This window comes from Sphingomonas sp., from assembly GCF_039594485.1.
GTDB lineage: Bacteria > Pseudomonadota > Alphaproteobacteria > Sphingomonadales > Sphingomonadaceae > Sphingomonas.
In genome coordinates, this window is the sequence record NZ_JBCNNI010000012.1 from 116,718 (window position 1) to 125,834 (window position 9,117).

General features: G+C 69.4%; 6 protein-coding genes. All 6 read right to left on the reverse strand.

Annotation, left to right across the window (positions count from 1 at the left end; genetic code table 11):
- Positions 1-50: 50 nt before the first annotated feature.
- The 6 genes from ABDV78_RS08265 to ahcY all read right to left on the reverse strand — a co-directional run bounded on the left by ABDV78_RS08265 (position 51) and on the right by ahcY (position 9,097).
- Positions 51-3,005, reverse strand: coding sequence for a PD-(D/E)XK nuclease family protein (locus tag ABDV78_RS08265; RefSeq protein WP_343526895.1), 2,955 nt, complete (start codon positions 3,003-3,005; stop codon positions 51-53).
- Entirely contained in the window at positions 2,998-3,753 is a 756-nt protein-coding gene (locus ABDV78_RS08270; protein ID WP_343526897.1) for a nucleotidyltransferase family protein, read from the reverse strand. The genes ABDV78_RS08265 and ABDV78_RS08270 overlap by 8 nt, the downstream gene beginning before the upstream one ends.
- Positions 3,750-4,733: a phosphotransferase gene (locus ABDV78_RS08275; protein ID WP_343526903.1), complete on the reverse strand. Its 984-nt coding sequence runs from the start codon at positions 4,731-4,733 to the stop codon at positions 3,750-3,752. The genes ABDV78_RS08270 and ABDV78_RS08275 overlap by 4 nt, the downstream gene beginning before the upstream one ends.
- The gene (gene tsaE / locus ABDV78_RS08280; protein WP_343526898.1) at positions 4,730-5,176 is read right to left on the reverse strand and encodes a tRNA (adenosine(37)-N6)-threonylcarbamoyltransferase complex ATPase subunit type 1 TsaE; all 447 of its coding nucleotides are present in this window, start codon (positions 5,174-5,176) and stop codon (positions 4,730-4,732) included. Before tsaE ends, ABDV78_RS08275 begins: the two co-directional genes overlap by 4 nt.
- Positions 5,173-7,545, reverse strand: a complete 2,373-nt coding sequence (locus ABDV78_RS08285; protein WP_343526899.1) for a PAS-domain containing protein — start codon at positions 7,543-7,545, stop codon at positions 5,173-5,175. Before ABDV78_RS08285 ends, tsaE begins: the two co-directional genes overlap by 4 nt.
- 169 nt (positions 7,546-7,714) lie before the next feature.
- Positions 7,715-9,097, reverse strand: a complete 1,383-nt coding sequence (gene ahcY / locus ABDV78_RS08290) for an adenosylhomocysteinase (protein ID WP_343526904.1) — start codon at positions 9,095-9,097, stop codon at positions 7,715-7,717.
- Positions 9,098-9,117: the final 20 nt, after the last annotated feature.

Sequence of the window (9,117 nt, forward strand, 5' to 3'; positions counted from 1 at the left end):
ATGCACGTCGACCGGGCCCGGCGGCGGCGTTCGCGGCAGCAAGGCAGGACTTACCGATCACGGCCATACCATTCATCCCGCCGCATCAGTTGGTCATACTCCGCATAGGGCGCATATTCGGGTACCAGCTTGGCGGTGAACGGCGCGTCGCCGGTCAGCCACTGGCCCGCCGCCTCCGTGAAATTGGCGGCCGCGATCGACACGAACTCGTCGGTACGGATTCTCTCCCGCTTGCCGTCGGGATCGACCGGCGTGGCGATATAGCCCAGCCCCTCGCGCCCGCGCCCCAGCGACCAATATTCGAAGCCGCCCGCGCGGCCCGCCACACCCGCAAACCCGCCCCGCTCGGCGATCAGGCCAAGCAGCCCGAGTTGCAGACTGAACCCCTCGCGCACCGCCGTCGCCGATGGGGGCTTGCCGGTCTTATAGTCGATCACGACCAGCGATCCGTCCGCCATCCGGTCGATCCGGTCGAACCGGCCGGTCAGCGTCACGCCCGCCAGCTTGGCCTCGCCCTTGCCTTCCGCGCTCAGCACATGGCGGCCCTCGGCGGCCTTGGCGGCGACCTCGGCTGCGATCCAGTCGATCGCCTCGATCAACCGGGGCTGCCACAGCGCACGCATCATCGGATGGGTGCGTTGGTCACGCAGCATCGCGAGCGCACGAGGACGCAACGCGGCGACATCGCACCGATCTTCCTTCCACCACATCTCCAATATGTCGTGGACGGCGGTGCCGCGCCACGCCGCGCTGGGATCGGCATCGACCGGATCGAGCGGTGACAGGCGCAGCACGCGACGCGCGTAGAAGGCATAAGGGTCGGCCTTCAACCGATCGACCTCGGTCACCGAGATGGCGGTAGGACGCAGCGCCGCGGGCGGCCGGGGCGCGGGTCGGTCGGCGGGGGTATAGTCGTCCGGTCGATCAAGCGTCTCGGCCCAGCGGGCGAGGTCGGGATGCGCCTCGAACCGCTCGCCCGCCATGGCCTGCAACCGCAACCAGAATCGCGAGGCGAGCGTCGGCCCGCTCGCGTCGCGGCGCGCGCGGGTCAGGATCGCGCGCGGCGCCCCCATCGCCTGCGCCAGGTCATGCGCGGCGATGCCGATCCGCTGCTCCAGCCCGACCAGCCCCAACAGCGATCGGATGCGCGGCGCCAGCCAGGGGTCGGGCGCGGGACGACCCGGCCAGACGCCTTCGTTCAGGCCCGCCGCGATCATCAGGTCCGCGGTCTGGAGGCGCGCCTCGATCGGCCCGTAAATGGCAAGGCGCGGATGCTGCCCCTCGCGCGGGATGGCGCGCACCGCGATCTCGTCGAACAGGCTGCGCAACAGCCCCGGAAGCTCCGATGGATCGACGCGGGCCGGCCCGTGATCGGCCTGTTCCTCATAACCCGACAGGAACTCCGCCGCCGCCCGCCCCTGCGGCCCGGTCCATAGCGCGTCGCCGCACAAGGCCTGTCCGCATTCGCGCAGACAGGCGAGCAACCCCCGCAACGACTGCGGCCCGTCGCCGAACGTGCGCCCCACCGCCTCCAGCATCGGCGCGGCCCGGGCCCAGAAGGCGGATGCCGCCGGCTTGTCGGCGATATGCTGGGCGATCCCGTCCAGCCCCGGTGCGGGCCGTGGGCCCCGAAGCGCGCGATCGAGCGCCCGCACGCCGTCCAGCCACGCGACCCGGTCCATCTCGCCCCGGATCAGCGGATGCTTCAGCAGCGCGAGCAGCGGCAGGGGTGCGAAATGCTGCGCCGCCGCCTCGGCCAGTTGCAACAGGAAGGTTCCCGGCAACAGGATCGACAGAGGCCGCCCGGCGGTGTCGTCGATCAGGATGTTCCAGCGCCTGCAATGCGCCGCCACCCGCCGCGCCAGCGCGCGATCGGGAGTGACGAGCGCGGCGGTGCGCCCCGGCTCCTCGATTGCTTCGCGCAGGGCCAGCGCGATCGCCTGCGCCTCCTCCGCCGGTGTGGCAAGTTCGATGGTCGACACGCCCGACAGCCGCCGATCCTCGGCGGGCAGATCGGTCCATTTGCCGGTGAAGTCGGCCGGGGCCATGGCGTTGGCGATCGCCCGGCCGCGCGCCGCGCCCGCGTCATAATCGCCGCCGCCGCGCCACACCGTCACCTCGCCCCGCCCGACGCTCATCCGGTCGAGCAGCAGCTTGAGTGCATATTGCGGATGGGTTTCGACCGCGCGGCGGACACGTCCCGTCGCCGGATCGGGCTTGTGCGGCCCGAGCGAGTTCCATTCCTCGTCGGGCATGGTCAGGTCGAGCCCGGCAAAGACCACCGACCCGCCCGGCATTTCCGAGACGCAGCGAAGCAGGCGCGCGACCGCAGGCGCGGTATCGGTGACGCCCGCCGCGCAGACGAACCCTGCAGGCTGCGCCTCGGCCCAGCGCCCGGTGATCCGGTCGAGCAGCAATGTCCGCCGCCGCGCCGCGTCGATCCGCCCCATCCGCGCCAGCACGGCGGGCCAGCGGTCAAGCACCACCGAAAAGGTCGCCAGCGCCGCCTGCCAATGCTCGGTCAGTTCGGGGCCCAGATCGAGCGTGGCGAGCGCGGCCGGCTCCACCTCCTCGACCAGCATCTGGTCCAGCGTGCGCGCCAGATCGCCCGCCAGCCGCACCGCCTCCGCCGCCGTCACGGGGTGGCCCGCCCGTGCGCGCTCCTCCTCGACCAGGCGCGCCAGGATCATCCGCCGGGCGGACGGCGAAATGGCGGGCGGCGGCGGCGCGGCGGCATCGGCAGGGTCCAGTGCGGAGCCCGCCGCCTCGCCCAGTTCGGGGTCGCCCAGCGCGACCATGCGCGGCAGGATCAGGCCGCCGCCGCTGGCGCGCACGAACGCTTCCGTTACGGCACGGACACCGCGATTGGTGGGCAGCAGGATCATCCCCTGCGCCAGGACCAGCGGATCGCCGCCGGTGCGCCGCATCAGCCCCGCGACCAGTGCATCCGCAAAGCCGCGATGCGCGGGGATGGTGTGCAATCTCGGGCGGCGCGGCTCAGCCATCCGCGAGGATCAGCTCCGTTCGCGGGATGGCGCGCGGCGTACCGACATCGAACCACAGGCCCTGATGGACCTGACCATAAGCGCGGCCCGCCGCGATCGCGCGGTCCCAGAACAGGTTCGTCGAAAATGGGCCCTCAGGGGCATCGGCGATGATGCGCGGATGCAGGATCTGAAGCCCGGTATAGGAGAAGGGCGCGACCCGGTTGCGCGCGCGGCGTGCGGTGATCCGGCCGTCCGCGCCCAGATAGAAATCCCCCTGCCCCTGATGGTTGTGCGCGCGCGCCAGCGGCACCATCAGCAGGAGCGCGTCCATCGTCGCCTCGTCCCAGCGCGACGAGAGCAGGCGGATCGCGTCGACCGGCCCGTCGATCCACAGATTATCGCTGTTGACGACCAGCACCGGATCCTCGCCCAGCAACGGCCGCGCCTTGACCAGCCCGCCACCGGTTTCCAGCAGTTGCGCGCGTTCGTCGGAGAAGAGGATCTCGATCTCCGGGAACCGATCGCGCAGATGCGCCTCAAGCTGGTCGGCGAGATAATGGACGTTGACGACCGCCCGCTCGACCCCCGCCGCGACCAGCCGGTCGAAGACATGATCGATCAGCGGCTTGCCCGCGACCGACACCAGCGGCTTGGGCCGGGTCGCGGTCAGCGGGCGCATCCGCTTGCCGATCCCCGCCGCCATCACCATCGCGGTGCGTGGCACCTGGCCGGCCGGGGTCGGACGGAGCGAGAGTTGCCGGGTCATTCGCCGGCTGCCCGCGACGACAGAATATGCGGATCGCCGCGCCGCTCGGGCGGTATATTGTCATCGAACCACGCCGCGACCGGCGCCAGCACCGGCTGCGACAGATCGCGTTCCAGATAGGCCCAGACACGCGGACACAGCGCGGCATAGCGCGGCTTTCCGTCACGCTTCCACAGCCGCGTGAAGATGCCCAGGATCTTGGCGTTCCGCTGCGCACCCAGGACGTGATAGGCGCGCAGGAACGCATCGCCCTCCCCCGTCGCGTTCAGATAGCGCTCCAGCATCGCCTGCTCGATCGAAGGCTCGACATCGCGCCGCGCATCCTGGAGCAGCGACACGAGATCATAGGCGGCATGCCCCGCCAGCGCGTCCTGGAAGTCGAGCAGCCCCAGCGTCCGCATCGGCCCGACCAGCATCAGGTTCTCGACATGATAGTCGCGCAGCACGGTGACGGGATTGTCCGCGATGGCATGGGCGAACACCCGTTCCCACGCGGCGCGATAGCCGTCGACATCGACGTCCAGGCCCACTGCAGGAGCATACCATTCGGTGAACAGCGCCGCCTCGCGGTGAAGGACGGTCGCATCATAGGGTGCCAGTCCCTGGGGCGCGTGACCGCGCAGCGCGGCGAGCAGATCGACCGCATCGCCATACAGCTTCGACGTGGCATCGGGATCGGCCTCGATCGCCTCGCGCATCCGGTCGTTGCCGAAATCCTCGATCAGGACCAGGCCCCGCGCTTCGTCCGCACCCAGAATGGCGGGCGCGGCGAACCCCCGCGCGATCAGCCAGCGGGCGATCGCGATGAACGGGCGCGGATCCTCGTGCGGCGGCGGCGCATCCATCAGGACGGCGCTGCGCGCGCCGAGCGTCACCCGAAAATAACGGCGGAACGAGGCGTCACCGGCGAGCGGAACGACAACCGCGCCCTCCCATCCGAGCGTGGCAAGAAAGGCGGGGGCATCCGCCGGAGGGGTCATATCGGCCATCGCGCCTCCCAGCCCAAGGGCACCTTGGCTGTCAAGACACGACCGCCCGCCGGGCCCATTTCCAGCGACAGCGCGAGCGCGTGCGGCCAGGCATCCGGCCCTGCCCGGTCGGGCCATTCGACGATCAGCGCCGAATCCCACAGCGCTTCGTCCAGGCCCAGTTCCTCCATCTGCTCGGGCCCGTCGAGGCGGTAGAGATCGACGTGCAGCACGGGGATCGCGGTTTCGGGCGGGGCATAGGGCTGGACGATCGCGAAGCTCGGGCTCGGCGCCTCACCGGGCAGGCCGAGCGCGGCGAGCAGGCCGCGTGCCAGGCTCGTCTTGCCCGCCCCCAGCGTGCCGGTCAGCGTCACCACATCGCCGGGACGGATATGCGCGGCCAGCCTACGACCGAAATCCTCGGTGGCGGCGGCATCGGCGAGGCGGATCGTCATGACTTGTCCTTCTCCGGCACCCGTCGGGGCAGTTCGACCGTCACCAGCGTCCCCTCGCCCGGTTCGGACAACAGGGTGATGGTCCCTTGATGCGCCTCGACGAACTGCTTGGCGAGCGGCAGGCCGAGGCCCAGTGCGCGTTCCCCCGTCGCCTTGATGCCCGGCTCGGCGAAGCGGTCGAAGGCACGGACCACCGCCTGTTCGTCCATGCCCTGCCCATCGTCCGACACGACGATTCGCGCCCGCCCCGAATCCCCGTCGGCATGCAGCAGGATGCGTCCCCCTTCCGGCGTCTGTTCGACCGCATGGCGCAGCAGATGCTCGATCGTCTCCTGCAACCGGCGACGATCGCCGGAGATCCGCCCCAGCGACCGATGGATCTCGACCGCGAAGTCCAGCTTGCGCCGCCCCGCGATCGGGCGGATCGTATCGGCCGCCGCGCGCGCGACACGGGCCAGTTCGACATCCTCGCGGATGATCCCGCCATCGGCCTGGTCCCGGGTCAGGTCGAGCACGTCGTCGACCAGCAGCCCCAGCCGCTCGGTCGACTCCAGGATCGCCTCGACATAGGTCGTCGCCGTGTCGGGCAGCGGCCCCGCGAAACCGCCGTGCAGCATCTCGGCAAAACCGCTGATCGAGGTGAGCGGGGTGCGGAGTTCATAGCTCATATTGGCGACGAAGGCGGTCTTCACCTTGTCCGCCGCCTCCAGCGCATCGGCGCGGTCCCGCAAGGCCTGTTCGGCGCGGCGGCTGTCGGTGATGTCCAGGAGCGTGAACAACGCATTGCCATCGGGCAGGGGCACGCCCGCAAATTCGAAATGCCGCCCATCGGCAAAGGCGACGCGCCCGCCACGCTGCTGCCGCTCGATCGTCGCCGAGCGGACCAGATCGACGATCAGCGCGGAGCGGCTCGGTGTCGCCAGTCGCTCGGCGACCCGCTCGGCAAAGGCATCGACGCGGGGACGGCTGGCCAGGAAATCCTCCTCCAGCCCCCAAAGTATCCGAAAACGGTTGTTCCAGAGCTGCAACCGGCCATCGGCGGCGAAGACGCCCAGCGCCTCGAACAGATTGTCGAAGGTCGCGGTGCGCACCCGGAGCAGCGTATCGCGCGCGGAGGCGAGTTGCACCTCCTCGGTCCGATCCTCGAAGATCAGCAGCAACCCGCCATCGGGCAGCGGCTGCGCCACGACCCGCAAATGGGTGCCGCCCGGCAGATGCCATTGCTCCTCGATGCCGTCGCCCGCCTCGCGGAACCAGCCGACCCGCTCCGCCTTCCAGCCGGGAAAGTCGCGCACCTCGGGGCTGCGACTGGCTTCGCGCATCCGCTCCAGGATACGGTCGAATTCGGGGTTATCCGCCAGCCATTCGGCGCGCATCGCGAACATGCGGCGGAACGGCTGGTTGCAGAAGACCAGCCCCCGGTCCGGCCCGAAATGCGCGACCGCCGCCGACAGCCGGTCGAACATCGCGCGCTGCGCCTCGGCAAAGCGCTTGGCGCCCGCGCGCGACTGTTCCAGATCCTCGATATCGACCGCGAAGCCCGCGATCCCGCCATTGGGCAACGGCACGTCATAGATACGCAGCGCCCGCCTCGCGCCGTCGATCGTCGCGGGAAGCACCTGTTGGTGCGGCCGCCCCTGATCGCGGGCCGCCGCCGCGCCCGCCAGCGGGCCGCCGCGCCCCGATCCCTCGACCAGTTCCAGCCCGCGCCCGACCACATCCGCGGCATCGCGGCCTTCCACCGCCTCGACATAGGCCGTGTTGACCATCGACAGTCGCAGGTCGGCCCCGCGATACCACATGGGCAGTGGTGCCGCCTCGATCAGTCCGGTCAAGGCCTGGAACGCATCGCCCAGCCGCCGCGTCTCATGATCCAGCCGGGCAATCTCGTCCTGCGCCTCGGTCATGTCGAAGGCCCAGACGACGACCGCCCCCGCCGCGCCCTGGTCCTGCGGCGCGCGCGCGCCGTCGAGCAACAGGGTGCGCGACGATCCCTGGGGGCGGACGATCCGGCGGAAGTGCCGACCCGCCTTCTGCGCCGCCGTCAGGTCCGCCCCGAACAGCGCATAATCCTCCGGCGTCATCCCGGCGCCTTCGGCCTTCAATTCCTCCAGAAAGCGGGCGACATCCGGCAGGCCCAGCCAGTCGGCGAGCCGCCGGGGCATGTCGACCCGTCCATCGGTGCGGACCAGCATCGCCTGGGCTGGTCCCGCCCGCATCAGCGCGTCGAGCCGGTCTCGCTCGATCCGCACCGCCGAGGCCTCGCCACGCGCCCGAATGCCGAGGAACAGCAGCACCATGGCCGTGACGATGATCGCGCACGCCCCCGCCCCCAACAGGACCGCCTCGACGCTATCGATCATGATCATCCGACAGGATCCGGGGCCAGGCTGCGCATCCCACCTTCTCTAGCCCGATCGCGACGCGATACGCCAGAATGAAGCGCATGTTCGGATCACCTTCGGACCAAAGAAAAAGGGGCCGCCCGACCGGACGACCCCCGTTTCGATTGTCACTGGCCAGTTGGCCAGGTGAGGATCAGTAGCGATAGTGATCCGGCTTGAACGGTCCCTCGACCGGCACGCCGATATAGGCGGCCTGCTTTTCGCTCAGCTTCGAGAGCTGGACGCCCAGCTTTTCGAGGTGGAGCGCGGCGACCTTCTCGTCGAGGTGCTTCGGCAGCACATAGACTTCGTTCTTGTAGTTCTCGCCCTTGGTCCACAGCTCGATCTGGGCGAGCGTCTGGTTGGTGAACGAGGCCGACATCACAAAGGACGGGTGGCCGGTCGCGCAGCCCAGGTTCACCAGGCGGCCCTTGGCCAGCACGATGATCTGCTTGCCGTCCGGGAACTCGACCAAGTCGGTGCCGGGCTTCACTTCGGTCCACTTGTAGTTCGACAGCGCCGCGATCTGGATCTCGCTGTCGAAATGGCCGATGTTGCAGACGATCGACATCGGCTTCATCGCCTTCATGTGATCGGCGGTGATGACGTCGGCGTTGCCGGTCGCGGTGACGAAGATGTCGGCGCGCTTCACGGCCTCATCCATGGTCACGACCTCGAAGCCCTCCATCGCCGCCTGCAGCGCGCAGATCGGGTCGATTTCGGTCACGAGCACGCGCGCGCCGCCGTTGCGGAGCGACTGGGCCGAGCCCTTGCCGACGTCGCCGAAACCGGCGACCGCGGCGACCTTGCCCGCCAGCATGACGTCGGTGGCGCGACGGATCGCATCGACCAGCGATTCCTTGCAGCCGTACAGATTGTCGAACTTCGACTTGGTGACCGAGTCGTTGACGTTGATCGCCGGGAAGGGCAGCTCGCCCTTCTTCGCGATCTCGTACAGGCGGTGAACGCCGGTCGTGGTCTCTTCCGACACGCCCTTCAGGTTCTTGACGGTCTGGGTCAGATAGCCCGGCTTCTTGGCGATGAACGCCTTGACCGAACGCTGGAACTCGACCTCTTCCTCGTTCTCCGGCTCGCCGAAGGTCTGACCGGCTTCCAGCTTGGCGCCCCACAGCGCGAACATGGTCGCGTCGCCGCCATCGTCCAGGATGATGTTGGCGGTGGTGCCGTCACCATTCTTGTCCCAGTCGAAGATGTCGCCGACATAGTCCCAATATTCGGCCAGCGTCTCGCCCTTCACGGCGAAGACGGGGATGCCCGCAGCGGCGATCGCGGCGGCGGCATGGTCCTGGGTCGAGAAGATGTTGCAGGTCGCCCAGCGCACATCGGCGCCCAGCGCGGTCAGCGTCTCGATCAGCACGGCGGTCTGGATCGTCATGTGCAGCGAGCCGGTGATGCGCGCACCCTTCAGGGGCTGCGCCGCGCCGAATTCCTCGCGCAGGGCCATCAGGCCGGGCATCTCGGTCTCGGCGATCTTGATCTCGGCGCGGCCGAAATCGGCCAGGCCGATATCCTTGATGACGTAATCGTTCTTGGTGG

What these genes read in the sequence shown, in the direction of transcription:
- ABDV78_RS08285 (WP_343526899.1), bottom strand. Translation starts at nt 7,545, where the DNA reads ATGATCATGATCGATAGCGTCGAGGCGGTCCTGTTGGGGGCGGGGGCG.
- tsaE (WP_343526898.1), bottom strand. Translation starts at nt 5,176, where the DNA reads ATGACGATCCGCCTCGCCGATGCCGCCGCCACCGAGGATTTCGGTCGT.
- ABDV78_RS08270 (WP_343526897.1), bottom strand. Translation starts at nt 3,753, where the DNA reads ATGACCCGGCAACTCTCGCTCCGTCCGACCCCGGCCGGCCAGGTGCCA.
- ABDV78_RS08275 (WP_343526903.1), bottom strand. Translation starts at nt 4,733, where the DNA reads ATGACCCCTCCGGCGGATGCCCCCGCCTTTCTTGCCACGCTCGGATGG.
- ABDV78_RS08265 (WP_343526895.1), bottom strand. Translation starts at nt 3,005, where the DNA reads ATGGCTGAGCCGCGCCGCCCGAGATTGCACACCATCCCCGCGCATCGC.